Source organism: Aquitalea sp. FJL05 (genome assembly GCF_003852595.1).
GTDB lineage: Bacteria > Pseudomonadota > Gammaproteobacteria > Burkholderiales > Chromobacteriaceae > Aquitalea > Aquitalea aquatilis.
The window spans coordinates 189,501-214,975 of record NZ_QAJS01000018.1 but is presented as its reverse complement, the minus strand read 5'-3'; the positions used below and the strand labels follow the sequence as shown (position 1 = coordinate 214,975).

Genomic DNA, 25,475 nt, shown 5'->3' with positions numbered 1-25,475 from the left:
AAATGCACGAGACGGAAGATCACTATGGATAACCGTAGCACGCCTACCCCCGCTTTCGATATGGTGCTGTTCGGTGGCACCGGCGACCTGGTCATGCGCAAGCTGTTGCCCTCCCTCTACCAGGCGCATGCCGCCAGCCTGCTCAACGAGCAAGGCCGCCTGCTGGCACTGGGTCGCAAGGCGATGAGCCGCGACGACTACCTGGCCCAGGTGGAAAAGAGCGCGCGCCAGCATATCAAGGAACACTTCGATGCGGCGGCCTGGGCTTCTTTCTGCAGCCGTATCGACTATCTGCAGGTGGATGCCGGCAACGCCGCCCACTATCCGGCCCTGGCCGAAGCAGTAGGGCAGCACCCGGAGCGGGTGGTGGTCTGTTATCTGGCCACCGCGCCCAATCTGTTTGCCGGCATTTGCGAAAACCTGGCAGCTGTCGGCCTGAATCGACCCAATGTGCGCGTGGTACTGGAAAAGCCGCTGGGCATCGATCTGGATTCGTCCAATGCCATCAATGACGATGTGGCGCACTTCTTCAAGGAAGAACAGCTCTATCGTATCGACCACTACCTGGGCAAGGAGTCGGTGCAGAACCTGATGGCCATCCGCTTTGCCAATGCGCTGTTCGAACCGCTGTGGCGGCGCGAGTGGATTCACGACGTGCAGATCACCATTGCCGAAGACCTCGGCGTGGGCACGCGTGGCGACTTCTACGACGGCACCGGCGCGCTGCGCGACATGGTGCAGAACCATCTGCTGCAACTGCTGTGCATCGTGGCGATGGAGCCGCCGGCCAGCATGGAAGCCGATGCCGTGCGCGATGAAAAGCTCAAGGTGCTCAAGGCATTGCGCCCGTTCAGCGAACAGGATGTGTCCAACAAGACGGTGCGCGGCCAGTACAAGGCCGGCGCCGTGGCCGGGCAACCGGTGGTGGGCTATCTGCAGGAGCTGGGCATCCCGGCGGACAGCAATACCGAAACCTTTGTCGCCATCAAGGCGGAAATCGACAACTGGCGCTGGGCCGGCGTGCCCTTCTTCCTGCGTACCGGCAAGCGCATGCAGGACCGCCTGGCCGAGATTGTCATCAATTTCCGCGATGTGCCGCACCAGCTGTTCTCCGGCCCGCTCAGCGGCAGCCACACCGCCAACCGGCTGGTGATCCAGCTGCAGCCGGAAGAAAGCATCCGTCTGTACTTCCTGGCCAAGGAGCCGGGCGACACCATGCGTCTGCAGCCGGCCTTCCTGGATCTGGACTTCTACAAGGCTTTCAAGGTACGCCGTGCCGATGCCTACGAGCGCCTGCTGCTGGATGTGATCCGCGGCAAGCTGGCTTTGTTCATGCGTCGGGACGAACTGGTGGAAGCCTGGCGCTGGGTGATGCCCATCATGGAATGCTGGCAGAACAGCAGCAACACCCCACCCAAGCAGTACACCGCCGGCACCTGGGGCCCGGCCGCTTCCAGCGCGCTGCTGAGCCGTGACGGCATCAGCTGGCACGAAGAGAGCTGATAGATGGCATGGCGGGCGGCTAGCTGCCCGCCCTCTCCTGCACCTGCAATCGCGGGCAGCACAACACAGCAATAACAAGCCGGCCAGCAAGAGCGGCATTCACCCGGTGTCGTGGCCTGCCCGGGGCCGGGTGCAACGTGAGGATGGCATTGATGAAGTGGTATGAATTTTCCGAGGCGGCGGACTGTTCCGTCGCGCTGGCCGCCACCGTGGCCCAAGGTCTGGCCCATGCGCTGGAACGCGATGGTCAGGCCGTGCTGGCGGTATCCGGCGGCAAGTCGCCGGTGCCGTTTTTCCATGCGCTGCGCACTCAGTCACTGGACTGGTCCCGCGTGGTGATCACCCTGGTGGACGAGCGCTTCGTGCCGGCCGATCACCCGGACAGCAATGCCGCGCTGGTGCGCGAACATCTGCTGCAGGATGCCGCCGCTGCTGCGCGTTTTCTGCCGCTGGTGGGCGAGGCTGTCGATGCTGCTGCCGAATTGGCTACTGCCAACAAGGCCTATCTGCGCCCCACCATAGCGGTGCTGGGCATGGGCGAGGACGGTCACACCGCCTCGCTCTTCCCAGGGGCTGCTGCGCTGGCCGACGGGCTGGACATGGCGCGCAGCCTGCCGCTGCTGACCGTGCAGCCGCTGACTGCGCCGCACCTGCGCGTGACCATGAGCAAGGCGGCCTTGCTGGCTTGCGACCAGCTGATCCTGGCCATCCAGGGTGCGGGCAAGCGCAAGGTGTTCGATCAGGCGGTGCAGGGTATCAACGACAGCCTGCCCATCAGCCATTTCCTGTTGCAAACGGAGTGCCCCATCGATGTCTACTGGACTGCCTAATACCTGGCCACGGCTGGTGGCCGACATCGGTGGCACCAATGCCCGCTTTGCGCTGGAAACCGCTCCGGCGGTGCTGGAGGATGTCGAGGTGCTGCCCTGTGCCGATTTCCCCACGCTGGAAACCGCCATGCGCAGCTATCTGGCGCGCGTCGGCACCCGCGCCGTAGCCCATGCGGCCATTGGCATTGCCAACCCGGTCACCGGTGACTGGGTGCAGATGACCAATCACCACTGGGCCTTTTCCATCGAAGCCACCCGGCTGGCGCTGGGGCTGACTTCGCTCATCGTCATCAACGATTTCACCGCGCTGGCCTTGTCGCTACCGCATCTGCCACGCAATGAGCTGGTGCAGGTGGGGGGCGGCGAAGCGGTGGCCGGCAGCCCGCTGGCGCTGATCGGCCCCGGCACCGGTCTGGGTGTATCTGCCCTGCTGCCTTACCCCGGCGGCTATAGCCCGCTGGCCGGCGAAGGGGGCCATGTCAGCTTTGCTCCGTTTGACGAGCGCGAAGCCGCCATCTGGCACTATGCCCGCGAACGGCACGGCCATGTGTCGGCCGAGCGCCTGCTGTCCGGTCCGGGACTGGTGCTGATCTATCACGCACTGGCGGCACTGGCCGGCGAGCCCGAGCAGGATTTGTCCGCCGCCGACATCACCACCCGTGGCCTCTCGGGTGCCTGTCCGCGCTGCCGCGAAACGCTGGATGCCTTCTGCGCCATGCTGGGTACGGCTGCGGCCAATCTGGCGCTGACGCTAGGCGCACGTGGCGGGGTATACCTTGGCGGTGGTATCGTTCCACGTTTGATCGACTACTTCAAAACGTCGCCATTCCGCCCGCGCTTCGAAGACAAGGGCCGCTTCTCCGCTTATCTGGCGGCGATTCCGGTATTTGTCATCGATAGCCGCTACCCTGCGCTCATCGGCGCGTCGGCAGCGCTGGCGGCGCACCTGGAGCACTGACCCATGCTGGAAAGAATCAAGTCTCAGCTTGAAGCCCTGTCCTCGGCCGAACGCAAAGTGGCCGAGCTGGTGCTGGAACAGCCCTATACCATGATGCAGGCTGCGGTGGCCGATATTGCCCGCAATGCCGGTGTCAGCCAGCCCACGGTGATCCGTTTCTGCCGTTCCATGGGCTGCTCGGGTCTGCCCGACTTCAAGCTGAAACTGGCAGGCAGCCTGGTGACCGGCGTGCCCTATGTGCATTCCAGCGTTCGCCCGGAAGACCCGACCTCGGAAATTGTCGCCAAGGTGTTCGACAATACCGTCACCGCCTTGCTGAAAAGCCGCAACGACGTCAATCCGCAGGCCATCGAGGCGGCCATCGAGGCCATCTCCCGCGCGCGGCGCGTGGAATTTTACGGCTTGGGCAACTCCGGCATCACCGCCGCCGATGCCCAGCACAAATTCTTCCGCTTCGGCATTTCCACCGTGGCCTATGCCGACACCCACATCCAGATGATGGCGGCTTCGGTACTGAACGCCGACGACGTGCTGGTGGCCATTTCCAGCTCCGGCCGCTCGCGTGAGCTGCTGGACGCGGTGGAAGAAGCCACTGCATCTGGTGCCACCGTGGTGGCCATCACCGCCAGTGGCTCGCCCCTGGCACGGGCTGCCACCATCGCCCTGATGGCGGACACCCAGGAAGACAATGAAACCTACAGCCCGATGATCTCCCGCATCATCCACCTGGTACTGATCGATGTGCTGGCCGTGGGCGTGGCCTTGCGGCGTGGTCCGGGCGTGATCGGGCAGCTGGAAAAAACCAAGCACAGTCTCAAAGCGAAAAGACTGGCAGAACGGACAGAAGAGGATTGATATCATGAGCGACCTGACCCAACTTCCCGCCTGGCAAAGACTGTGGGACCACTTTGCCGATGCCAAGCAACTGCATATGCGCGAGCTGTTCGAAAGCGACCCGGAGCGGGCCGAACGCTACGGCCTGGAAGTGGGTGGCTTGTTCCTGGATTACTCCAAAAACCGCATTACCGACGAAACCCTGCAGGGCCTGATGCAGCTGGCACGCGAAGCCGGCCTGCCGGAGCGCATCAAGTCCATGTTCAAGGGCGAGAAGATCAACACCACGGAAAACCGTGCCGTGTTGCACGTGGCGCTGCGCAATCGCACCAATTCGCCCATCTTCGTCGATGGCGAAGACGTGATGCCCAAGGTGAACTCGGTACTGGAGCGCATGGGCAAGTTTGCCCACGCCGTGCGTTCCGGCGAGTGGCTGGGTTATACCAACCAGCCCATCACCGACATCGTCAATATCGGCATTGGCGGTTCGGACCTGGGCCCGCTGATGGTGTGCAGTGCGCTACGGCCGTTTGGCCATCCGCGCATGAACATGCATTTCGTCTCCAATGTGGACGGCGCCCAGCTGAAGGAAACCCTGAAAAAGGTCCATTCGGAGACCACCTTGTTCGTGGTGGAATCGAAAACCTTCACCACCCAGGAAACCCTCACCAATGCCCTGACCGCACGCGACTGGTTCCTGCAGCGTGCGCGTGACGAAAAAGCCGTGGCCAAGCACTTTGTTGCCGTATCCACCAACCAGAAAGCGGTGGCGGACTTCGGCATCGACCCGTCAAACATGTTCGAATTCTGGGACTGGGTAGGCGGCCGCTACAGCCTGTGGTCGGCCATCGGTCTGCCCATCATGTTGTATCTGGGCGAGGAAAACTTCACCGAGCTGCTTAACGGCGCGCACATCATGGACCAGCATTTCCGCAATGCGCCGTTCGAACAGAACATGCCGGTGCTGCTGGCCATGATCGGCATCTGGTACATCAACTACTTTGGCGGCGGCAGCCATGTCATCGCCCCCTACGAGCAGTATCTGCACCGCCTGCCGGCCTTTATCCAGCAGCTGGACATGGAATCCAACGGCAAGCAGACCCGCACCGATGGCAGCCCGGTGAATTTCGAAACCGCGCCCATCATCTGGGGGGAGACCGGCATCAATGGCCAGCATGCTTTCTTCCAGCTCTTGCATCAGGGCACGCATATTTCGCCGATCGACCTGATTGCCTCGCTGGAAAGCCGTGGCAGCCTGCCGGGGCATCATGAAATCCTGCTGGCCAATGTGTTCGCCCAGGCCGAGGCCTTCATGCGCGGCAAGACCGCTGACGAAGCCCGCGCCGAGCTGGTGGCCCAGGGCATGCAGGGTGCGGCGCTGGAGGCGCTGGTACCGCACAAGGTGTTTGCCGGCAACCGTCCTACCAATACCCTGCTGATGAGCTTTCTTGATCCGCGCAACCTCGGTTCGCTGATTGCCGCTTACGAGCACAAGATTTTTGTGCAGGGCGTGATCTGGGGCATCAACAGCTTTGACCAGTGGGGGGTGGAGCTGGGCAAGCAACTGGCGAAAACCATTCACGGCGAGCTGACCGGCAAGCTGAAGGCGGCCGAGCACGACAGCTCTACCCGCCGGCTGATCCAGCTGTACCGTCAGGCCAACAAGAGCAAGTAAGCGTGCTGCCTGAGTCATGGGCAGCCGCCAAAGAAAAACGCCTCCGGATGGAGGCGTTTTGCATGGCAGCGCTTCGGTGATCAGAAGTTGTACTTGGCGCTGTAGATCACGGCGTTCTGGTATTCGCCGGAGCCCAGTTTCTGGTCGGCGTAGCGGTACTGCACGCCAGTGGTGAAGCGCTTGCTGACATTCCACCACAGGGCGATGGCCCCGTTTTCACCGGTATTGTGCTTGTAGTTGGGGGTGAATTCCTGTTTGCGGGCAAATTCGGTTTCATGCCATTGGGTCACCAGGAAGGACTGGCCAAAAGCACTAAACGGATAGAGCAGCACATAGCCGGCCATCCAGCCATTGAAGCCGGAACCCACGCTGAAAGCGTCCAGTTCGTCATGGGCGCCGATGAAGGGCTTGAGGGTCAGGTTGCCGTACTTCAGTTCGGTGCTGACACCCAGTACGCGGTTCTGGGTGAAGAAGCCGTTGCCGCGGGTATCGTAGATGTGGGCATACAGCTGTACCGGCACGTCGCCGACCTGGGTCAGGTTGAAGCGGCCGATGGCCTTGGTGGTGTAGCGACGGTCGTAACCGTTGGTGCCGTGGTCGCTCTTGCCCGGATTTTCCAGATCGAAGAAGCCATACACATCACCCCAGCTGCCACCCATGCCGCCTTCGGCCTCCAGGTAGACAAAGTCTTTCTTGCCGCTTTGGTCAGTGGTGCGGCCAGACCAGTCGAGATAGTTGGCGCTGACATTGGCAAAAGACCAGTTGTCGGCCTGGGCCAGGCTTGCACTTCCCAGCAAGGACAGGGCCAGCAGCAGTTTACGAGCTTTCATTTTTTCCGCCTAAGTGAACTTTTTTTATATGGATTGCCACGCATGCAGACATACGGGGCGCGCAGGGTAGCGCATAAAACTCCATATTGAAAAGTTTCAGCTCAAGCGACGTAACATTTCGGCAACATTATGAAAACAGTATGCGGCCGTGTCAGACAATATTCAGCAGGAACCACTCAGCCAGCGCCGCCCGGCGCATAGGATTCGGCTGGCCAGCCATAGCGAAACAGGCTGATTTTACCGCTGGCAGAGAACTCGATGCCCTCCTGTTCCAGTAGTACGCGCTGCCAGTCGGCCTGTTCCGTGCCGGGGCGGGAAATGCTGCCTGCGCTGCTGACTACCCGGTACCAGGGCAGGGCGTGGCCTGTGGGCAACTGTCCCAGCAGCTTGCCGACATGGCGGGCATGGCGTGGGAAACCGGCCAGTTGCGCCAGCACGCCATAACTGCTGACTCGCCCAGGCGGAATCTGCCCGACCAGCTGCAGCACTGCGTGCTCGAAGGCGGGAGACATCAGCGGAAGCGGGCGTCGGCTACGAAGGGGTTGTGGCGTTTTTCGTCGCCGATAGTCGTCAGCGGGCCGTGGCCGGGGATCACCACGGTGTCGTCCGGCAGCAAAAACAGCTTTTGCTGGATGGCATCGATCAGTTGCTGGTGATTGCCCATGGGGAAGTCAGTGCGGCCGATGGAGCCCTGAAACAGCACGTCACCCGCCACCAGCAGGCTGGCGGCTGCGCTATAGAACACCACATGGCCAGGAGTGTGACCGGGGCAGTGGATCACTTGTAGTGTTTCCTGGCCGATGCTGACCGTGTCGCCTTCGTTCAGCCAGCGTTCCGGGGTGAGCGCCGGGCTGGAAGGAAAGCCGAACATGCGGCCCTGATTGGGCAGCTGGTCCAGCCAGAAACTTTCGCTTTGCTCCGGGCCTTCGATCTGCACACCCAATTGCGCCGCCAGTTCGCCGGCACCACCTGCATGGTCGATATGGCCATGGGTCAGCAGCAGCTTGGTGACGGTGAGCCCCTGCTGCTCGGTCCAGGCGCGGATGCGGCTGATATCGCCACCGGCATCAACAATGGCGGCCTCGCGGGTCACACTGCACCACAGTACGCTGCAGTTCTGGGCAAAGGGGGTAACCGGAATCAGGTGGTACTGCAGGGACATGGCGGCGCTCGGTGGAGTGGGGATGGCAAATTGTGGCATGGTGCGCGCCAGCGGCCAAGCTTGTCGGGGGCTGGGGCGGTGAAACTGGTAAAATCGCGCCATTCCCGCTTTACCGGAGGCCAAGATGAGCCTGATCCCCGAAATCAAACCGCAGCAGTCGCTGGAGTTGCTCAAAGAACTGCACATCCTTACCCGCGACGGCAAGATCAACCAGGACACCCGCCGCAAGCTCAAGCAGGTTTACCACCTGTACCAGTTCATCGAGCCGCTGCTGCAGGATGTACTGGATAGCAAAGGCAGTGTGACGCTGGCCGACCACGGCGCTGGCAAGTCCTATCTGGGTTTTATCCTGTATGACCTGTTTCTCAAGGACAAGGCCGTCGGCGAGGTATTCGGCATCGAGACCCGGCCCGAGCTGGTGCAGAGTTCGCAGGCGCTGGCGGCACGGCTGGGCTTCGCGCGCATGGGTTTTCTCAATCTGACGGTGGAGCAGTCCATCACCTCGGATGAACTGCCGCCACAGGTCGATATCATCACCGCGCTGCATGCCTGCAATACCGCGACCGATGATGCCATCCGCTTTGCGCTGGCCAAGGACGCCAAATACATCGTGCTGGTGCCCTGCTGTCAGGCCGAGGTGGCCGCTGTGCTGCGCCAGAAAAAGAACGAGACCTTCGGCAAGACGCCGTTGTCCGAGCTGTGGCGTCACCCCATCCACACGCGCGAGTTTGGCAGCCAGCTGACCAATGTGCTGCGCTGCCTGCAGCTGGAGGCGCGTGGCTACCAGCTGACGGTGACCGAGCTGGTGGGCTGGGAGCATTCGATGAAGAACGAGCTGATCATTGCCAAGAAGACCGGCAAGGGCAAGCAAAGCGCACGCGAGCGGCAGGAAGCGATCCTGCACGAGCTGAATCTGGAAGACCTGCGCGAGCGCTTTGTTTATTGAGTGTCTGAGGCCTGGCGGGGGCTAGTTGCCAGCCAGGCGTTCAGGTCACCTTGCGCCGCCAGCTGGCGTTTGGCGGCGGCGGACAGGCGTTTGATGGCATGCTCGGCCTTCAGCGCCTGTGATTTGTCGGCAAAGGGGTGGATCAGCACGATGCGCTGCGGCGGGTTGAGCCGGGTATAGCGTGCACCTTTGCCGGCGCAGTGGGCGGCATAGCGCCGCGTCACATCGGTGCTGATGCCGGTGTAGAGCGCGCCGTCACGGCATTCCAGCATGTACAGATACCAGCTGGAGGCCGCCGCCGGCGCGGTGTTGTCGGCCTCAGTGCTGCTCATCTTCCAGGCGCGGCAGCGGGCAGATGCTGACGCGCTCGGTGCGGTTGCCCTTCTGCTCGGTCACGCTGATTTCCCAGCCGCCTTCGCGGATGCTGTCGCCCAGGCGCGGAATGCGCTCCAGACGATGCATCAGCAGGCCGGCCACGGTGTGGAAATCCTCGTCCTCGTAATTGCCCAGTTCGATGTATTGCTCCAGCGTCATCAGTTCCAGGCTGCCTTCCACGTCGAGGCTGCCATCTTCATGCTGTACCAGAGCCGGCTGCTCGTGGCGCTCGTGTTCTTCCGGGAAGTCACCGGCAATCGCTTCCATCAGGTCTTTCTGGGTGACGATGCCTTCCAGGCTGCCAAATTCATTTACCACGAAGGCCATGTCGGCAGCTTGCTGGCGGAAGGCTTCCAGTGCTTTCAGCACGGTCATGCCTTCCGGCAGCACCAGCGGTTGACGCAGCGCGGCCATCACGTCCAGCGTCTGGCCATCCAGCAACTGGGCCAGCAGGTCTTTGCGGGCGACGATGCCCAGCGGCTCGTCGATACGGCCGGCGCCGACCACCAGCAGGCGCGAGTAGGGGCTGTCGCGCAATACCTTGCGTTGCTGTTCGGCATCCTGGCTGATGTCCAGGCGGTGGATGTCCGAGCGTGGGGTGGCAATCACCCGTATCGGCCGCTCGGCCAGGGTCAGCACGCTGTGGATCATGGCGCGCTCATTGTGGGCAAACGCGCCTTCCCCTTCTTCACGCGGGCCTTCTTCCTTTTCCTGCTCGTGATGGCTGCCATGTTGCAAGGGCGCATTGCCCAGCAGGCGCAGCACGGTATCGGCAGTACGGGAGCGGAAGGTATTGCGACTGTTCAGATAGCGTTGGTGGTTGACGTTGGCCACCTGGTTGAATACTTCGATCAGTACCGAGAAGCCGATGGCGGCGTACAGATAGCCCTTGGGGATATGGAAACCGAAGCCGTCGGCAATCAGGCTGAAGCCGATCATCAGCAAGAAGCCCAGGCACAGCATCACCACCGTGGGGTGGGCGTTGACGAAACGGGTCAGCGGCTTGCTGGCCATGATCATCATGCTCATGGCGATGACCACCGCCAGCATCATGATGCCAAGGTGTTCGGACATGCCAATGGCGGTGACCACCGAGTCGATGGAGAACACCGCGTCCAGCACCAGGATCTGTACCACCACGGTGGCGAAGGCGGCGTAGGCTTTCTGGCCGTTGCCGTCGCTGTGTTCCACCCCTTCCAGCCGCTCGTGCAGCTCCATGGTGGCCTTGAACAGCAGGAAAAGACCGCCGCCCAGCATGATCAGGTCGCGCCCGGAAAAGCTTTGTCCCAGTACCGAAAACAGCGGTGCGGTCAGCTTCACCAGCCAGCTGATGCCGGCCAGCATGAACAGTCGCATGATCAGGGCCAGTGACAGGCCCAGTACCCGTGCGCGGTCACGCTGGTGGGGGGGGAGTTTCTCGGCCAGGATGGCCACGAAAATCAGGTTGTCGACGCCGAGCACGACCTCCAGCACGATCAGGGTCAAGAGGCCTAGCAGGGCATAGGGGTCAGACAGCCATGAAAAATCCATGATGTAAAAACGCGATCCTTGAAAAGAAACAGTCCACACAATAACAAACCCCGGCTTTCTTGTCCGCGCCGGGGGCAAAGCAAAGCCCCGGCCATGCGACTGGCCGGGGCTGGGTGAGGTTTACAGACCGCCGTAAGAATGCAGGCCGGTCAGGTACATGTTCACCCCGAGGAAGGCGAAGGTGGTGACCAAGAGGCCGATGACGGCCCACCAGGCCAGCGGTTCGCCACGCCAGCCCTTCACCAGGCGGATATGCAGCCAGGCGGCGTAGTTCAGCCACACGATCAGGGCCCAGGTTTCCTTCGGGTCCCAGCTCCAGTAGCCGCCCCAGGCATCGGCTGCCCACATCGCACCCAGAATGGTGGCGATGGTGAAGAACAGAAAGCCGATGGAAATGGCCTTGTACATCATTTCATCCAGCACTTCTGCGGCAGGCAGCCGGTCTTTCAGCACGCCCTTGAGCACCAGCAGCTCGGCCACACCCAGCATGGCCGACATGGCGAACGCACCATATCCGACAAAGTTTGCCGGAACATGAATCTTCATCCACCACGATTGCAGGGCCGGGATCAGCGGCTGGATTTCATGCGCCTGGCGATCGAAGCTGTACCACAGGATAAAGCCGACAGCGGCACTGATGACCAACAGCACGAAGGCACCGGCCTGGCGGGTGGCAAAGCGCGCTTCGTAGTACAGATACATCAGCGCGGTGATCAGGGTGAACAGGATGAAGACTTCGTACAGGTTGGATACCGGGATGTGGCCGACATCGCTGCCGATCAGGTAGCTCTCGTACCAGCGCACGAACAGGCCGGCCCCACCCATCACCGCCGCCGCCCAGGTCAGGCCGCTGCCCATGCGCGAGAGCATGGTCGAGCGGGTGACCAGGCCGGCCCAGTACACCAGGGTGGCCAGGAAGAACAGCGTGCACATCCACATGATGGCCGACTGGCTGGACAGCAGGAATTTCAGCCAGAAGGCCGTCTGCGCCCGTGCCAGCTCGCCGTGGTACAGGCTGATGCCCAGCAGGGCCACGCTGGCCGACAGCGGGAAGAACCAGCGCCAGGACTTCCAGAACCAGCCCAAGGCGATCAGGCCGATGGCCGAGCCGGCCAGAATCGCCTGCTCATAGCCATCCATGAAGGGGTTGTACAAGCGCCAGGCTTGCCCGGCAGCCACCAGTACCAGCACGGCATACAGCCAGTCGCTGGGCTTCAGCCGCTTGTACAGCGGCTGCTCGACAAAGGATTGAGCCAGTTCCATCACTTACCTCGTACCAACTGTTGAATTGCCTCGCTGCGGCGGCGGAAGTCCTCGTCCAGATCACGGTTGTGACGGTTGGAACTCATGGCCAGCCGCACGCTGGCTGTGCCACACCGCAGCCACAGCCGAACTTCGCGTACGTAGAACATCAGGATGATGCCGATGACCAGCATCAGCGAGCCAAGATACACCAGGTTCTTGCCCGGCGAGCGAGTCAGTTGCAAGCCGGAAGCCTGTACCTGGTCAAAGCCCTGCAGCTGCAGCAGCACCGGTGCCTTGTAATCATGCAGGGCGCTGATGCCCACCAGGCTGTCCAGCAGGAAACGATAGTGCTGGCTGTCCATGGCGACCGGTGGCAGGCCGGCCTTGGCATCGGCCACATTCATCACATCCACCACGGCACCTTGCAGGATCTTGACATAGGTCTGGGCCACAGCCTGACGCTTGTCTTGCGGCACCTTCTCATCCAGGAACTGCTCCAGTGCCACGAAACCGCCTTGGGCAAAGCGCGCCAGTATCCATTTCACACTGCCGGCGAACTGCTGCTGCATGGCCGGGCTGATGGCCGAACCCTGCATGGCCTTGGCCGTGGTGCGCTGTGCAATCTCATCATAGAGTGCCGGATTCATGAACGCGCTGCGCAAACGCATGAAACGGTCCAGCGACAGCTTGTCGTCCAGCGGCAGACGCAGGTACTGGAAGGGATCGGATACCTTGTTGCGTACGCCGGCCACCATATAGCTGGCACCATCCTGCTGGATCGGGGCCATGTAGTGGTGGAATTCAATGGCCTGGCCTTGTTTGTCGCGCAGTTTGAAGCTGATGGAAGGGCCGATATTCTTCAGCTGCTTTTCATGCTTCACCTCGCGCGCATCCTGCATGCGCTGGGCCAGACTCTTGCCTGCGGCACCATCGGTCTTGCCGCCCATGTTCTCGATATTGAACACACGCAGTTCGCCAAACTCCAGGCTGTAGTCCTTGCCATTGGCACGCAGCGGCTGGCTGCCCATGGAAATGCCCTTGATGTCCACCGGCTGCATCTGTGGGGCTTCCAGGTTCCAGGCCTTCAAGGACAGCGGTGAACCGCCATCGCCAAAGCTGGCCTGGTAAATGGCCACGCCATCCACGATCAGCGGATGGTTCACCTTGACCTGGGCTTCGGTCACCTTGCCCGTGGCCTTGTCGGTGACCACGATGTCGCTGGCAAACAGCTTGGGCATGCCATTGCTGTAGTAGTCGACATAGAACTTCTTCAGGCTGACGGTAAACGGCAGCTCTTGTACCAGATAGCCATTGCCGGCATTCAGGAACACCACATCGCCGCTCTTGCCCTCGGCAATGGTGACATTGCCGCGAAAAGACAGATTGGAGGTGGACAGGCGGCTTTGTGACGGAATCTGGCTTTGCGGGATGTCACGGGTTTCCGGCACCACGCTGCCCACCATCTCGGCCAGCTTCAGCGGCAGGTTGCCATCCATCAGGCCGCCAATGCAGATCACCACCAGTGCAATGTGGGCGAAGAAGTAGCCCAGCTTGCTGGCTGCGCCCTTTTTGGCAGCCAGCAGCAGGCTGCCGTCTTCACGCTGGTGTTCGCGCCAGCGCCAGCCCTGGCCGCGTAGATAGGCGCGCAGCGTATCGGGGTCAACCGTGTCGGCCGGCAGCTCCACGCTGTGCTTGATGGCAGCCAGCGAGTTGTCTGATGCCTTTTCGCGATAGGCCTTCATGTCCTTGATGAAGCCCGGGCCATTGCGCAGGATGCACAGTGTGGTGGACAGCACCAGGAAGGCCAGAATGGTCAGGAACCAGCCCGAGTGGTAAACGTCGTACAAACCCAGCTGCTCGAATACGGCAAACCAGTACTGGCCGAATTCAAAAGCGTAATTGGGGTAGGGCTCGTTCTGCTTCAGTACGGTGCCGATGATCGAGGCGATGGCCAGAATGGTCAGCAGACCAATGGCGAAACGCATCGAACTGAACAGCTCGTACAACTTGTAAAAGACGGTGTTGCGGGAGTTTTTTGTCATCTTGGTGCCGAACACAAAAAGGGAAGCCGGTTAAGGCTTCCCTTTTGAACAAGGCTATTCGCAAAAGTTGCGATTAGCGCAGACCCGAAATGTATTCGGCTACTGCCTTCATTTCAGCATCGCTCATGCGGGAAGCAACATCCGACATGGTCACGTTCTTGCGATCGCTACCTGCCTTGAAGTCACCCAGCTGTTTGGCGATGTAGGCGGCATGCTGGCTGCCCACACGCGGGAACTGGTCGGGGATACCCTTGCCGGCCGGGCCGTGGCAGGCCATACAGGCCGGTACGTGGGTTGCCGGGTTGCCTACGCGGTATACCTTGGCACCCAGCGTCATCAGATCCTTGTTGGATGCTTCACGCGCCTTGGGTTTCTGCTGGCTGAAGTAGGAGGCCACGTTGCGCATGTCGGCATCGGACAGTGCTGACGCCATGCCCAGCATGATCGGATTCTTGCGCTCGCCCTTCTTGAAAGCCTGCAGCTGGTTGTAGATATACACCTCATGCTGGCCGGCCAAGGTCGGGTTTGCCGACGCTACGCTGTTGCCATCAGCACCGTGACAGGCGGCACACACCGTGTCAACGATCTGCTTGCCCTTTACCGGGTCTCCCTTGGCAATGCCTTCTGCCCACGCACTTCCAGCCAGGGTTGCCGCAGCTACAGCCAACAGCATCATCCGTTTCATGATCGCTCCTTGTGAGGAATTCTTAAATATCTGTAAAAGTGGCAATTTCAAACCTGTTATTCTATACCAACTGAAATCAACCTTACTACTATGTCGATTTTTAAAAACGCCACTTTTTATACCACCGTCAACCATTTGAAGGACTTGCCGCCCACCCGCGCCGAGGTTGCCTTCGTGGGGCGGTCCAATGCCGGCAAGTCCAGCGCCATCAACACGCTGGCTAACCGTACCCGGCTGGCGTATGTCTCCAAGACACCGGGCCGTACCCAGCATATCAACTTCTTTGACCTGGGCCATGAACGTTTCATGGTGGATTTGCCCGGTTATGGCTATGCCGAAGTACCGGAAGCCGTACGGGCACACTGGGTGCAGTTGCTGGGTCGCTATCTGCAAACCCGTGAGAGTCTAATCGGCCTGATCCTGATCATGGATTCGCGTCGACCACTGCTGGAGCTGGATCGGCAGATGCTCAACTTCTTCCGTGATACCGGCCGGCCCGTGCATATTCTGTTGTCCAAATCCGACAAATTGTCGCGTAGCGACCAGCAGCAAACCCTGAACATGGTGCGGCGCGAGCTGGCTGACTACCCAGGGGTGAGCGTGCAGCTGTTCTCCAGCCTGAAGAAAACCGGTACCGAACAGGTGGAGCAGGTAGTGATCGGCTGGTTTGATGCTGTACAGAAAGAACAGGACGAGCCGCCAGTCGCGGAATGACGGAACTTTGTCGGGGAGGGTGACACTAACCGTGCAGGTGCTCCGGCACCTCCCGCTTGCCTCCCTGAGCGGGAGCCTTACGCTGACAATTAAGGCCTTTACCCCGGCGCCATGTGCGCCGGGTTTTTTATGGCCGGCATTCCTGGCGCGGGCAGCCAGACATGAAAAAAGCGAAGGAATTCCTTCGCTTTTGTTTGGGCAAATGGGGCGGCGATGCCAGGCCGCCACCATCCGCTCAGTTCTTCATTACCACGTTTTCCACCTTCAGGCTCTCCGCGGCGCTGCGCACGGCAGCATCCGACGGGAATGGTCCCAGGCGTACCTTGTAATTGCCTTGCTGGTTGATAATGCCCAGCTTGGAATCGTAACGGTCGTCCATTTCATCCAGCATCTTCTTCAACAGAGCTTCCGCATTGGCCAGCTTGTTGAAGGAGCCCAGTTGCAGATACTTGGGATTGTCCTCTGCCTTGATGTCGGGGCTATTGCTGGCGACGGCTTCACCGCCGGCCATCGGCCAGACACGTTCGATGCTGACCTTGGCACTGCCTTGCTTGACGAAGCCCAGCTTGTAGGCAGCGGCGTAAGACAGATCCATCGCACGATTCTTGTGGAAGGGCCCACGGTCGTTGATACGTACGATGACCGACTTGCCATTGGTCATATTGGTCACCCGGGCATAGCTCGGGATCGGCAGGGTCGGATGGGCCGCCGTCATGGCAAACATGTCGTAACGCTCACCCGAGGTGGTTTTCCTGCCATGGAACTGCTTGCCATACCAGGAGGCCCGGCCACTGGCCTGAAAGGGTTTCTCGCTGGTGTCGGGACGGAAGCTCATTCCCATCGCCGAGTAAGGCTGGTTGGCTGACTTGATCAGCGGTTCTGCTTGGGGTACGGCATCCGGTACCAGATTCAGATTGACCGGAATGTGGTCGGCAGGGCCATCTTTCTGAAAATAGGCACCGCCATTGTTGGCTACGGTGGGCTTCTTGGCCGGCTTGGCCGACGTTTGGCTGGTGGCGCTCGCCGTCTTCACGGTGGAGCAGGCCACGAGTACGAGACTGACAAAAACAAGCCACAGCCATCGGAGTACTGATTGCATAGACCTCCCTTATGCTGTTGGGCACATCAAAAAACACTGGCGACTTGCGCTCGGCTGGCGAGTGCAGTCCCTGCCTGGAAGAGCAAAACTGCCTGGCCCGTGCTATCACCCCGATGCCGCATTGGCGGCAGGGTGCAGGCTTGCAGTCTGGTTCACTTCAGCAGCAATGTTTCTTGCTGGCCCGTTAGTGTTGGCCGGTCTGTGAACTGTCAGCTTCCTCCTTCAAATCCGATCTGCCGCCACGCTTCGAACACCGTGATTGCAACGGCATTGGAAAGGTTCAGGCTTCTCGATTCGGGGCGCATGGGCAAACGAATCCTCTGTGATGAAGGAAAATCCTCCAGCACTTCAGGCGGCAAGCCGCGGGATTCGGGACCGAACAGCAGTACGTCCCCAGATTGGAAAGAGATCTGGTCATGGCGCGTGGCGCCTTTGGTTGTTGCAGCGAAAATTCGCCGTCCTTGCAGGGCCTGCTGACAGGCAGCCCAGTTTTCATGGACAACGACACGGGCATATTCGTGGTAGTCGAGGCCCGCGCGTCGCAACTTGGCATCCTCCATGGGAAAACCCATGGGTTTGACCAGATGCAGTTCACAGCCGGTGTTGGCACATAAACGAATCACATTGCCCGTATTGGGCGGGATTTCCGGCTGAAAAAGAACAACGGTGAACATCGTTGGCTGGCTGGATTGTTCCAAAGAATCAAAATCTTGGTCAAGTTTTTGGGAAGAATGCCCTGCAGAGCACCCACGCATCGACCCGTTTTGCCCCCTGTTTTTTGAGCTTTTCGGCCAGGGCAGACAGGGTCATTCCACTGGTTGCCACATCGTCCACAATCGCGACGGAAAGCCCGTCAATACGTTGTTTTACGCCAAATGCATCGCGAACATTTTGGCGTCTTTCGGCACGTCCGAGAGAGGCTTGCGGCACAGTGTTGCGTTTTCGCCAACACAGTGTGGAGGAAAAACGGCTTTCCATTGTAACAGCGATTGCCTGGGCCAGTGGAATGCTCTGATTAAAGCCCCGTTCTGCAAGTCGTTCTTTTGACAAGGGAACAGGTAGAACCAGATCACTGCGAATGGCTGTTTTCATGGCAAATTCGGCCATCAGCCGGGCTAGTGTGCCGGTCAGTTCCAGCCGCTTTCCATACTTCATTGCATAAATAATTGTATTCAGAGGGTAGCCAAATAGATAAGGAGCGTGTAGTGCGTCGAAAGCCGGGGGTGAGCGCAGGCAAAAGCCACAGATATCGCCCGTGGCTGCTGGTTCCGCACAAATCGGGCAGTGCTGCCCGGGCAGGCGCGGCAGACTGGTTTTGCAGCCCTGGCAGAGCCCGAAATGACTGTTTCGTGTATTACACAACAAGCACGATTGATTAAATATTGTGCAATTGTCAATTAATTGCCTGGTGATATTTGACAGCATGATGCGCCCTCTGCAAGACTGCAACCAGACACTCTTACCCACGCGGTTTTTTTCTTAAATTACCCATTTGTCCAGTTGCTGTTAGTCATTAAATGCAATTGGAATTTTTTAGTGACGAAAGCTCATTCATGACCACGCAAGCCATCCAGTTTTCCCGCCCGGCGACTCCGCATCCACAGAGCAATACCTGGTCGGTGGCAGAGATCGAGGCACTGCTCAGCCTGCCCTTTATGGAGGTGGTTTTCCGCGCTGCCGAGATTCATCGCCAGTTTTTTGATCCGACCAAGGTGCAGTTGTCGACGCTGGTTTCGATCAAGACCGGTGGCTGCCCGGAAGACTGTGGTTACTGCCCGCAATCGGTGCATCACGATACGCCGGTGGAAAACCAGCCAATGATGACGGTGGACGAGGTGATTGCCGTGGCGCGCACCGCCAAGGCCAATGGCGCCGGCCGCTTCTGCATGGGCGCAGCCTGGCGCGGCCCCAAGGATGCCGACCTGGAGCAGACCTTGCACATGGTGAACGAGGTGAAAGCGCTGGGGCTGGAGACCTGTGCCACCTTTGGTCTGTTAAAGGATGGCCAGGCGGAAAAACTGAAACAGGCCGGGCTGGACTATTACAACCATAATCTGGACACCGCACCGGATAAATATGGCGACATCATTCATACCCGCGAGTACGAGGATCGCCTGGACACGCTGGGCAAGGTACGTGGGGCCGGGCTGTCGGTGTGCTGTGGTGGCATTGTCGGCATGAACGAAACCCGGCAAGACCGTGCCGGCCTGATTGCCCAACTGGCCAATATGGAGCCGCAACCGGAATCGGTGCCGATCAATAATCTGGTGAAGGTGGGTGGCACTCCGCTGGAAGGGGCAGAACCGCTGGACTGGACCGAATTTGTCCGCACCATTGCGGTCACCCGCATCACCATGCCCAGAAGCTATGTACGTCTTTCTGCCGGTCGTCGCGAGATGCCGGAAGCGATGCAGGCGCTGTGCTTCCTGGCCGGTGCCAACTCGATTTTCTACGGCGACAAGCTGCTGACGACCGGTAATCCGGACGTGGATGCCGACCGTGTTTTGATGGAAAAACTGGACTTGTCACCGCTGTAAATCCTTGGCCATATCTGCCCTTGTGCGGCTGGATTTTTGAAATGTATATATAAGGAATACTTTTCGTGAAATCCGCCCGCCAAGGGCAATCATTTTCTGGAAAACCGCATGCGCTCCCAGGACCTTTCCTCGGCACTGCTGGAATTGCAGCAGCAGCACCGTTTTCGCCAGCGTCATATCGTGGAAACGCCACAATCCTGCGAGATGATCATCGAGGGCAAATCCTATATTGCCTTTGCCAGCAATGACTATCTGGGGCTGGCCAACCACCCGGCGCTGGTCGCTGCCACGCGCGAGGCGCTGTCGCGTTGGGGAGTGGGGGGGGGTGCTTCACATCTTGTTGCCGGCCACTTCGCCATTCATGAAGAAGCCGAGCAGGCGCTGGCAGCATTTTGTGGTAGCGAGGCGGCCTTGCTGTTCAGCTCCGGCTATGCCGCCAACCAGGCGGTAATCACCAGCCTGGTGGGGCGTGGCGATGCTGTGTTTGCGGACAAGCTCAACCACGCTTCTCTGAATGATGCCTGCCTGCTGTCCCGTGCTACATTCCGCCGTTTTCGTCATAACGACCTGCAGCAGCTGGAGCAGTTGCTGGCCAGCACGCCGGCCCGTACCCGGCTGATTGCCGTGGATGCGGTGTACAGCATGGATGGTGATGAAGCGCCGCTAAAGAAGTTGCAGGAACTTGCCGATAAATACGATGCGTGGCTTTACATTGATGATGCGCATGGATTCGGTGTGCTGGGCGATGGCCGTGGGTCGGCAGTGGAGCAGGGTTTGCACGGAGAGCGGCTGATCTATATGGCCACTCTTGGCAAGGCAGCTGGCGTGGCCGGTGCTTTCGTCGGCGCCAGCAGCCAGTTGATTGCGTGGCTGGTCAACACCGCCCGCAGTTATATCTTCACGACCGCCCAACCACCGGCGCTGGCCGCTGCGGTGCTGGCCAGCCTGCGACTGATCGCAGACGAGCCGTGGCGCAGGCAGCGCTTGCAGCAGAGCGTGAGCCTGGTAAGGGAAAGATTGTCAGAGGTAAATTTTCCGCTGATGGCATCCCGTACCCCGATCCAACCCATTATCATTGGTAGGAACGAGCAGGCATTGTTGCTGGCTGCACAGTTGAAGGAGCGTGGATTCTGGGTGCCTGCGATACGGCCGCCTACCGTCCCTGAGGGAACGGCACGTTTACGCCTGACATTGTCGGCAGCCCATACACAGGACCAGCTTGAGGGCTTACTGGACTGTGTGGTGGAGGCAATGCAGCCATAGGGGATGGCTGCGTCTGTTCGTAGCATGACCGGAATTTCCGGCTAACTCATACTACGATAATGACATGAAGAGTACGGCTGATTATCTGTCCTCCCAGCAAGAGGCTGCTGAAACTGCCTTGTCCCTGCTGCAGGATCAGGGCGAACCTGCTGCCGCAGCTGTCTGGGCGCTGGTGGGGACGACATGGCAACGTCTGGCCACGCTGGGTGGGGCGGACACCTTGACACCGGCTGCGGCATTGTCTGCGGGACGACTGCCCGGGCCGGATGGCGGAGCCATGCCCTTGTCGGTGCAGGGCGAGCTGATTGGCTGGCTGGTCTGGCGCGGCAAGATGCCGGCGAATACCGCCGCGATTGCCTCGCTGCTGACCGGGCATCTATTGAGTGCACGGCAGCATTCCGAGCAGTCCCAGTCGCGGGTGATGAATGAAACCCTGCTGGAAATCAGCCAGCTGCCCAGTGAGTGTGGCACGCTGGATGACATGCTGCCCAAGCTGCACCGCTTGCTGATGCGGCTGATGGATGCCAGCAATTTCTATATTGCCCTGTATGACGAACAGGCCAGCAGCCTGCATTACCCCTTTTACGCCGACCAGCTCGACCCGGCCCCACCTTCACCCGAACAACTGTTTTCCGCGACGCAGAGCGAACGCTCGCTGACTGCCTGGCTGATGCGCATCGGCAAGCCGCTGGTGCTCACCCGTGAACGGCTGCTGGAAATCTGCGCGCAAGAACAGTTGGTGCTGGAAGGCCCGGTGCCCGAACTATGGATGGGGGTGCCGCTGACCAATGCCAGTAACGCCGTCATCGGTGCGGCGGTCATGCAGTTCTATGCCAACCAGTCGCCATGCACCTCGGCCGAGCAGACGCTGTTTCTGTTTGTTGCCCGCCATGTCGGCTATGCGCTGGACCGCATGTTGTACCGCAGCCTGCTGGAACGCCAGGTCTGGCTGCGCACCTGCGAGCTGGAGGGGATGAATGCCCGTCTGCGCTCCGAAGTGTCCGAACGCCAGCGCGCCGAGCGCTTTCAGGATGTGCTGTTCCGCATTGCCGACCTGTCCAATACCTGCCTGTCGCTGGAAGCCTTTCTGGCCGGCGTGCACCGGCTGCTGATGGAGTTGGTGGCCGCCCGCAACTGCCAGGTGGCGCTCTACAGCATGGACAATGATCTGCTTAGCTTTCCTTATTGCTCCGACGAGCAGCAACCGGCAGCCAAGACGCGGCGGCCAGGCAAGGGCCATGTCGAGCAGGTGCTGCACAGTGGCCGTGCGCTATTGCTGGATCGCCTCAATCCGCAGCTGCCGTCTGCTGATGGTGCCGGGCCACTGCTGCATAGCTGGCTGGGCGTGCCGTTGTACTGCGGGCACGAGCTGCTGGGTGTGCTGTCGGTGCACAGCTATCAGGAAGAAGTGATCTACAGCTATCGCGATCAGGAAGTGCTGGAGTTTGTCGCCAACAATATCGGCACGGCACTGGCGCGGGTGCGTGCCATGCAGGAACTGCAAAACGCCTATGCCGAGCTGGAAGAGCGGGTACGCGAACGCACCAGTGAGCTGGATGCGGTCAATGCCCAGCTGGAGTTCGACAGCCTGCACGACCCGCTCACCAAGCTGCCCAACCGCAATTACTTTGCCAAAACCTTGCGCCGCGCCTGGGAAGGCTATGTGGCGGGCAACGGCGCCCGCTTCAGCGTGATCTTTATCGATCTGGACCGCTTCAAGCTGGTGAATGACACGCTGGGCCATCTGGCTGGCGATCATCTGTTGTTCGAGGCGGGTGCGCGCATTCGCTCCTGCCTGCGCCATTACGATTTCCTGGCCCGGCTGGGGGGCGACGAGTTTGCGGTACTGCTGTTTGGGACCGAAACGCTGGAAGGCTGCGAGATGATCGCCCGGCGCATTGTCAGCGAATTCGAACGGCCGGTGATTCTGGCCGGGCGCGAAGTCTTCTCCACCGCCAGTGTCGGGGTGGTGCTGGCCGACCGCGAGCATTATCACAAGGCAGAAGAGCTGTTGCGGGATGCCGACCATGCCATGTACTGCACCAAGCAGCAGGGCCGGCAGGGTTATACCGTGTTCAATCACCAGTTGCGCATCAATCAGGCCGACCAGTTGGCACTGGAAAGCGAATTGCGCCGGGCGCTGGAGGTAGAGGATCAGCTCTTGCCCTATTTCCAGCCTTTCATCGATGCCCGCAGCGGTGAGCTGGTGGGTTTCGAATCGCTGGTGCGCTGGCAGCATCCGGTGCGCGGCCTGATTTCGCCGGCGCTGTTCCTGCCCATGGCCGAAGAGAGCGGGCTGATCACCCGGGTCGACCGCTACATGATCAATGCCGCCTGCCGCCAGCTGCGGCTGTGGCTGGACGAGGCGCGGGTGTCGCGTGACATTGCCCTGCATATCAATCTGTCCTCGGCCAATTTCCACGATCCGGAACTGGTGGCGTGGATGCGCGACATCATCGACAGCTACCAGCTGCCGGCCTCCATCCTGCATCTGGAAATCACCGAAAGCGCGCTGATCGACGTGCCGGATATCGCCGCCACGGTCATGCACGCCTTGCATGATCTGGGCGTCAAGCTGGCGCTGGACGACTTCGGCACCGGTTATTCCGCACTGTCCTATCTGCATCGCTATCGTTTCGATGTGCTGAAGATAGACCAGAGCTTCGTGTTTGATGTGGACCGCAAGGAAGAGTCGTTTGCCATCGTGCGTGCCATTCTGGCGCTGGCCCAGGCTTTGGGGCTGGATGTGGTGGCCGAAGGCGTGGAAACCGCCGCCCAGCTGGCGCGCTTGCAAGAGATGGGTTGTGGCAAACTGCAGGGTTATTACTTTGCCGCCCCGACCCCGGCGGCAGCTATCGACTGGGAGCGGCTGGCGCGCTTTGTGCAGGAGTTTCGCCGTGCGGCCTGAGCCGGCAGCCCGTGCGGCTGCTTTCTTTCGCCCCGCACTCTTGCGAAAACCACCTTTCTCCCCCATTTGATTGCCCATGACTCTGTTTGTTGAAAGCCGCGGCCGTGGCCCGGACGTGGTAATGCTGCATGGCTGGGGCCTGCATGGCGGCGTATTCGACCGTGTGGCCGACGTGCTGGCCGCGCACTACTGCGTGCATCTGGTCGATCTGCCCGGCCATGGCGGTTCTGCCCCCCTGGCGCGCTTCGATGCCGATGCCGTGGCCGACCAGCTGGACGCCCATTTTCCTTTTCCCCTGCAACTGCTTGGCTGGTCGCTGGGTGGCCTGATTGCCCAGCACTGGGCGGCCCGTCACCCCGACAAGATCAAGAGTCTGGCGCTGGTGTCCACCAGTCCGCGCTTCGTGCGCGACGACAGCTGGCCACATGCCCAGCAAAGGGCTGCCATCGAAGCGGTGGGGGCCAGCCTCGACAGCGCCTTCGAGCAGACACTGGAGCGTTTTCTCGCCCTGCAGATGATGGGCGCGCCCGCTGCACGCGATACCGTAAAGGCCGTGCGCGAGCAGCTGTTTTCCCATGGCCGGCCGCAAGGCCTGCTGCCGGCGCTCGAATTATTGCTGGAGGCCGATGCACGTGCGCTGGCCGGCCAGATTCATTGTCCGGTGGCGCTGTTTTACGGGGTGCGCGATGCGATCACCCCCATTGGTGCCGGCCGCTGGCTGCAGTCTGCCCTGGCCGATGCCACCCTGCACGAATTCACCCAGGCTTCGCACGCGCCATTTTTGTCTCATCAGGACGAATTTGTCGCCAAGCTGGCCCAGCATCTGGAAGCCTCCGCATGAGCGAAGCGTTTTACACCGACAAAGCCCGTATTCGCGCCTCTTTCGAGCGCGCCGCCAGCAGTTACGACTCCGCTGCCGTCCTGCAGCGTGAAGTGTCCGACCGCATGGCCGAGCGGCTGTCCTATATCAAGCATCAGCCACAAGTGATCCTGGATGCCGGCACCGGCACCGGTTATGGCGCGGCCCAGTTGCGCGCCCAGTATCCGGAAGCACAGGTGGTGGAGCTGGATCTGGCTCACGCCATGCTGTGTGCCTCGCGTGAGCGCCAGCGTGCCGGTGATGGCCTGCTGAAAAAACTGTTCAAGCGCAGCCAGCCCTGGCAGGTGTGTGCCGATGTGGAAAGGCTGCCGCTGGCCGACAATAGCGTGGACATGATCTGGTCCAATCTCACCATCCAGTGGGTCAATATCCCGGATAGCGTGTTCAGCGAGTTCGAACGCGTGCTCAAGCCGGATGGCATGCTGATGTTCTCCACGCTGGGGCCGGATACCCTGTTCGAATTGCGTGAAGCCTTTGGCGGGGTCGACCAGGCCACCCACGTCAACCAGTTCATCGACATGCACGACCTGGGCGATGCGCTGATGCGCGTCGGCTTTGCCGAACCGGTGATGGACATGGACAAGATCGTGCTTACCTACGACCAGGTGCGCGACGTGATGCACGACCTCAAGGCCATCGGCGCGCACAATGCCACCCGCGACCGCAGCCGCGGCTTGATGGGCAAGCAGGCCTGGCACCGGATCGAGGCCAATTACGAGGCGCGGCGGCGCGACGGCACGCTACCGGCCACCTATGAGGTGGTGTATGGCCATGCCTGGAAAAGCACGCTGAAAAAGAGCAAGGCGTTGTCGGATGGCCGGCAGGTGATCGAATTCGTCAAACCGGGCAGCTGGCCGGGCAAGGTCTGATACGGTCATGACCGACTGCCTGCGGCCAGCACGGCCGGAAGATGCCACTTGTCTGGCGGCACTGGCCAGCCTGGTATGGCTGGATACCTATGCCACCGCAGGCATTCGCCCGGCACTGGCGCGCTATGTGCAAGCCAGCCTGAGTCCACAGACATTTTTGGAGAAGCTGGCGGACGACTGCCAACACATTCTGCTGATTGAGCGCGACGCCCATGTGCTGGCCTATGCCGTGTTGCAAGTGGGTGCCGTCTGTCCGGGAGAGGCGGCCTGGCGGGCCGAGTTGGCCACGCTTTATGTGATGCCGCGCTTTGCCGGGCAGGGGCTGGGACGGCAGTTGCTGTCGGCCAGCCTGCAACTGGCCAGCCAACTGGGCTACCCCGGCTTGTGGTTGAGTGTGTTCCACGGTAATCAGCGCGCATTGGCTTTTTATCGGCATCTGGGCTTGCAACAAGTGGGGGATTGCTACTTTGAAATGGAGCAGGAGCGCCATCTCAACCATGTTTTCCTGTTGCCGGGTCCGGGCAAGGGGAACCATGCTGCGCTGCAATAATCGAATGACTCCAATACGCTCCCAACCCCGTTACTACTTA

Annotated in this window: 24 protein-coding genes; 13 read left to right on the top strand and 11 right to left on the bottom strand. The window is 60.5% G+C overall.

From position 1 onward, the window contains the following. Window positions 1-24: 24 nt before the first annotated feature. From zwf to pgi, 5 genes are all read left to right on the top strand, one after another. Complete coding sequence (gene zwf / locus DBR44_RS17560; protein WP_124645287.1) at window positions 25-1,503, top strand: glucose-6-phosphate dehydrogenase; 1,479 nt, start codon at window positions 25-27, stop codon at window positions 1,501-1,503. 152 nt (window positions 1,504-1,655) lie between these two features. Beyond that, the gene (pgl, locus tag DBR44_RS17555; RefSeq protein WP_124645286.1) at window positions 1,656-2,333 is read left to right on the top strand and encodes a 6-phosphogluconolactonase; all 678 of its coding nucleotides are present in this window, start codon (window positions 1,656-1,658) and stop codon (window positions 2,331-2,333) included. Further along, window positions 2,314-3,291 (top strand): glucokinase, encoded by a 978-nt coding sequence (locus DBR44_RS17550; RefSeq protein WP_124645285.1) that lies wholly within the window; start codon window positions 2,314-2,316, stop codon window positions 3,289-3,291. Before pgl ends, DBR44_RS17550 begins: the two co-directional genes overlap by 20 nt. Before the next feature lie 3 nt (window positions 3,292-3,294). After that, entirely contained in the window at window positions 3,295-4,146 is an 852-nt protein-coding gene (hexR, locus tag DBR44_RS17545; RefSeq protein ID WP_103523703.1) for a transcriptional regulator HexR, read from the top strand. Between the two features lie 4 nt (window positions 4,147-4,150). Further along, entirely contained in the window at window positions 4,151-5,800 is a 1,650-nt protein-coding gene (pgi, locus tag DBR44_RS17540; RefSeq protein WP_124645284.1) for a glucose-6-phosphate isomerase, read from the top strand. 80 nt (window positions 5,801-5,880) lie between these two features. Here the strand turns inward: pgi and DBR44_RS17535 are convergent, their stop codons facing one another. The 3 genes from DBR44_RS17535 to DBR44_RS17525 form a co-directional block, all read right to left on the bottom strand. Next, window positions 5,881-6,630 (bottom strand): outer membrane protein OmpK, encoded by a 750-nt coding sequence (locus DBR44_RS17535; protein ID WP_124645283.1) that lies wholly within the window; start codon window positions 6,628-6,630, stop codon window positions 5,881-5,883. A gap of 176 nt (window positions 6,631-6,806) precedes the next feature. Continuing rightward, window positions 6,807-7,142, bottom strand: coding sequence for an MGMT family protein (locus DBR44_RS17530; protein WP_124645282.1), 336 nt, complete (start codon window positions 7,140-7,142; stop codon window positions 6,807-6,809). Further along, window positions 7,142-7,792 (bottom strand): MBL fold metallo-hydrolase, encoded by a 651-nt coding sequence (locus DBR44_RS17525; RefSeq protein ID WP_124645376.1) that lies wholly within the window; start codon window positions 7,790-7,792, stop codon window positions 7,142-7,144. Before DBR44_RS17525 ends, DBR44_RS17530 begins: the two co-directional genes overlap by 1 nt. A 124-nt stretch (window positions 7,793-7,916) precedes the next feature. On the opposite strand from DBR44_RS17525, the gene DBR44_RS17520 reads away from it, so the two are divergent. Then, window positions 7,917-8,738 carry an SAM-dependent methyltransferase gene (locus DBR44_RS17520; protein WP_124645281.1) on the top strand — a complete coding sequence of 274 codons (822 nt, stop codon included), beginning with the start codon at window positions 7,917-7,919 and terminating at the stop codon, window positions 8,736-8,738. Here DBR44_RS17520 and DBR44_RS17515 read toward each other — a convergent pair. The 5 genes from DBR44_RS17515 to DBR44_RS17495 all read right to left on the bottom strand — a co-directional run bounded on the left by DBR44_RS17515 (window position 8,732) and on the right by DBR44_RS17495 (window position 14,615). Further along, window positions 8,732-9,070, bottom strand: coding sequence for a GIY-YIG nuclease family protein (locus DBR44_RS17515; RefSeq protein ID WP_342773776.1), 339 nt, complete (start codon window positions 9,068-9,070; stop codon window positions 8,732-8,734). The genes DBR44_RS17520 and DBR44_RS17515 overlap by 7 nt on opposite strands. After that, the gene (locus DBR44_RS17510) at window positions 9,057-10,643 is read right to left on the bottom strand and encodes a TerC family protein (RefSeq protein ID WP_124645280.1); all 1,587 of its coding nucleotides are present in this window, start codon (window positions 10,641-10,643) and stop codon (window positions 9,057-9,059) included. The genes DBR44_RS17515 and DBR44_RS17510 overlap by 14 nt, the downstream gene beginning before the upstream one ends. 120 nt (window positions 10,644-10,763) lie before the next feature. Continuing rightward, a complete protein-coding gene (ccsB, locus tag DBR44_RS17505; RefSeq protein WP_124645279.1) occupies window positions 10,764-11,906 on the bottom strand; it encodes a c-type cytochrome biogenesis protein CcsB in 1,143 nt (380 codons plus the stop codon). Then, a complete protein-coding gene (locus tag DBR44_RS17500; RefSeq protein WP_124645278.1) occupies window positions 11,906-13,930 on the bottom strand; it encodes a cytochrome c biogenesis protein ResB in 2,025 nt (674 codons plus the stop codon). Before DBR44_RS17500 ends, ccsB begins: the two co-directional genes overlap by 1 nt. Window positions 13,931-14,003: 73 nt before the next feature. Continuing rightward, window positions 14,004-14,615, bottom strand: coding sequence for a cytochrome c (locus DBR44_RS17495; protein ID WP_124645277.1), 612 nt, complete (start codon window positions 14,613-14,615; stop codon window positions 14,004-14,006). Between the two features lie 90 nt (window positions 14,616-14,705). On the opposite strand from DBR44_RS17495, the gene yihA reads away from it, so the two are divergent. Further along, window positions 14,706-15,329 (top strand): ribosome biogenesis GTP-binding protein YihA/YsxC, encoded by a 624-nt coding sequence (gene yihA / locus DBR44_RS17490; RefSeq protein ID WP_124645276.1) that lies wholly within the window; start codon window positions 14,706-14,708, stop codon window positions 15,327-15,329. A 235-nt stretch (window positions 15,330-15,564) separates the two neighbouring features. Here the strand turns inward: yihA and DBR44_RS17485 are convergent, their stop codons facing one another. The 3 genes from DBR44_RS17485 to DBR44_RS17475 form a co-directional block, all read right to left on the bottom strand. After that, window positions 15,565-16,428, bottom strand: a complete 864-nt coding sequence (locus DBR44_RS17485) for a septal ring lytic transglycosylase RlpA family protein (RefSeq protein WP_124645275.1) — start codon at window positions 16,426-16,428, stop codon at window positions 15,565-15,567. Window positions 16,429-16,637: 209 nt separating this feature from the next. Next, complete coding sequence (locus tag DBR44_RS17480) at window positions 16,638-17,102, bottom strand: tRNA (cytidine(34)-2'-O)-methyltransferase (RefSeq protein ID WP_103522942.1); 465 nt, start codon at window positions 17,100-17,102, stop codon at window positions 16,638-16,640. 40 nt (window positions 17,103-17,142) lie between these two features. Then, window positions 17,143-17,853, bottom strand: coding sequence for a ComF family protein (locus tag DBR44_RS17475; RefSeq protein ID WP_124645274.1), 711 nt, complete (start codon window positions 17,851-17,853; stop codon window positions 17,143-17,145). 128 nt (window positions 17,854-17,981) lie between these two features. On the opposite strand from DBR44_RS17475, the gene bioB reads away from it, so the two are divergent. From bioB to DBR44_RS17445, 6 genes are all read left to right on the top strand, one after another. Beyond that, the gene (bioB, locus tag DBR44_RS17470; RefSeq protein WP_124645273.1) at window positions 17,982-18,965 is read left to right on the top strand and encodes a biotin synthase BioB; all 984 of its coding nucleotides are present in this window, start codon (window positions 17,982-17,984) and stop codon (window positions 18,963-18,965) included. 108 nt (window positions 18,966-19,073) lie between these two features. Beyond that, window positions 19,074-20,228, top strand: a complete 1,155-nt coding sequence (gene bioF, locus DBR44_RS17465; protein WP_124645272.1) for an 8-amino-7-oxononanoate synthase — start codon at window positions 19,074-19,076, stop codon at window positions 20,226-20,228. Between the two features lie 64 nt (window positions 20,229-20,292). Beyond that, window positions 20,293-23,136: a bifunctional diguanylate cyclase/phosphodiesterase gene (locus DBR44_RS17460; protein WP_124645271.1), complete on the top strand. Its 2,844-nt coding sequence runs from the start codon at window positions 20,293-20,295 to the stop codon at window positions 23,134-23,136. 76 nt (window positions 23,137-23,212) lie between these two features. Next, window positions 23,213-23,977, top strand: a complete 765-nt coding sequence (gene bioH, locus DBR44_RS17455) for a pimeloyl-ACP methyl ester esterase BioH (protein ID WP_124645270.1) — start codon at window positions 23,213-23,215, stop codon at window positions 23,975-23,977. Beyond that, window positions 23,974-24,885: a malonyl-ACP O-methyltransferase BioC gene (bioC, locus tag DBR44_RS17450; protein WP_124645269.1), complete on the top strand. Its 912-nt coding sequence runs from the start codon at window positions 23,974-23,976 to the stop codon at window positions 24,883-24,885. Before bioH ends, bioC begins: the two co-directional genes overlap by 4 nt. 7 nt (window positions 24,886-24,892) lie before the next feature. Continuing rightward, window positions 24,893-25,435 carry a GNAT family N-acetyltransferase gene (locus tag DBR44_RS17445; protein ID WP_124645268.1) on the top strand — a complete coding sequence of 181 codons (543 nt, stop codon included), beginning with the start codon at window positions 24,893-24,895 and terminating at the stop codon, window positions 25,433-25,435. Window positions 25,436-25,475: the final 40 nt, after the last annotated feature.